The sequence below is a fragment of the Bacillus sp. LR--39 genome, from assembly GCF_053613335.1.
In genome coordinates this window covers 1-1,035 of sequence record NZ_JBSIOT010000357.1, presented here as the reverse complement: position 1 = coordinate 1,035, position 1,035 = coordinate 1, and the positions used below count along the sequence as shown (strand labels likewise).

The window sequence follows — 1,035 nt, the reverse complement described above, 5'->3', positions numbered from 1 at the left end:
GATTTAAAAAGAGCAGTGAATGAAGAAACTGCAGCTCTTATGCTGACGAATCCGAACACGCTCGGCTTGTTTGAGGAGCAGATTACAGAGATGGCGGAAATTGTACACCAAGCGGGGGGGAAACTGTATTATGACGGCGCTAATTTAAATGCTGTTTTAAGCAAGGCGAGACCTGGAGATATGGGATTTGACGTGGTGCACCTCAACCTGCATAAAACATTCACAGGCCCTCATGGCGGCGGAGGCCCCGGCTCAGGCCCTGTCGGCGTAAAACAAGATCTGGTTCCTTATTTGCCAAAGCCAGTTTTAGTCAAAAAAGAAGGGCGCTTTACGTTTGATTATGACCGCCCTCATGCGATCGGCCGTGTGAAGCCGTATTACGGCAACTTTGGCATTAATGTGAGAGCGTATACGTATATTCGCTCCATGGGGCCTGACGGATTAAAGGCTGTTACTGAGAACGCAGTGTTAAACGCCAATTATATGATGAGAAAGCTCGCGCCTTATTACGATCTTCCGTTTGACCGCCATTGCAAGCATGAATTTGTATTATCAGGGAAGCGGCAGAAAAAGTTGGGAGTGCGTACGCTTGATATTGCAAAACGGCTCCTTGATTTCGGCTATCATCCGCCGACGATTTATTTCCCGCTTAATGTTGAAGAATGCATCATGATCGAGCCGACGGAGACCGAATCAAAGGAAACACTGGACGCGTTTATTGATGCTATGATTCAAATCGCAAAAGAAGCGGAGGAGAATCCGGAGCTTGTTCAGGAGGCCCCGCATACAACGATTGCAAAAAGAATGGATGAAACAAAAGCGGCGAGACACCCGGTGCTAAGATACGAGGCGGTAGAAAGATAAATAAAAACAGCTGTCTACCAGACAGCTGTTTGCTTTATTTCTTCGCTTTAATCTTTCCGCCCCATTTTTTAAAGCCGCCTTTTAGGTTGTAAATCTCAGTGCAGCCGTTTTTGCGCAGGGTTTGTGCCGCGCGTCCGCTGCGGACACTGTTTTGGCAGTACAGGTAAACAG

The 1,035-nt window shown here is 47.4% G+C and carries 2 protein-coding genes; one reads left to right on the top strand and one right to left on the bottom strand.

Annotated features, from left to right (window positions below):
* Positions 1 to 864 (top strand): aminomethyl-transferring glycine dehydrogenase subunit GcvPB (gene gcvPB / locus ACWHAR_RS23200; protein ID WP_452087963.1); only part of this gene is annotated, 864 nt, incomplete at its 5' end.
* Positions 865 to 898: 34 nt separating this feature from the next.
* Here gcvPB and ACWHAR_RS23195 read toward each other — a convergent pair.
* The coding region (locus tag ACWHAR_RS23195) for a rhodanese-like domain-containing protein (RefSeq protein WP_452087964.1) at positions 899 to 1,035 on the bottom strand (137 nt) is incomplete at its 5' end.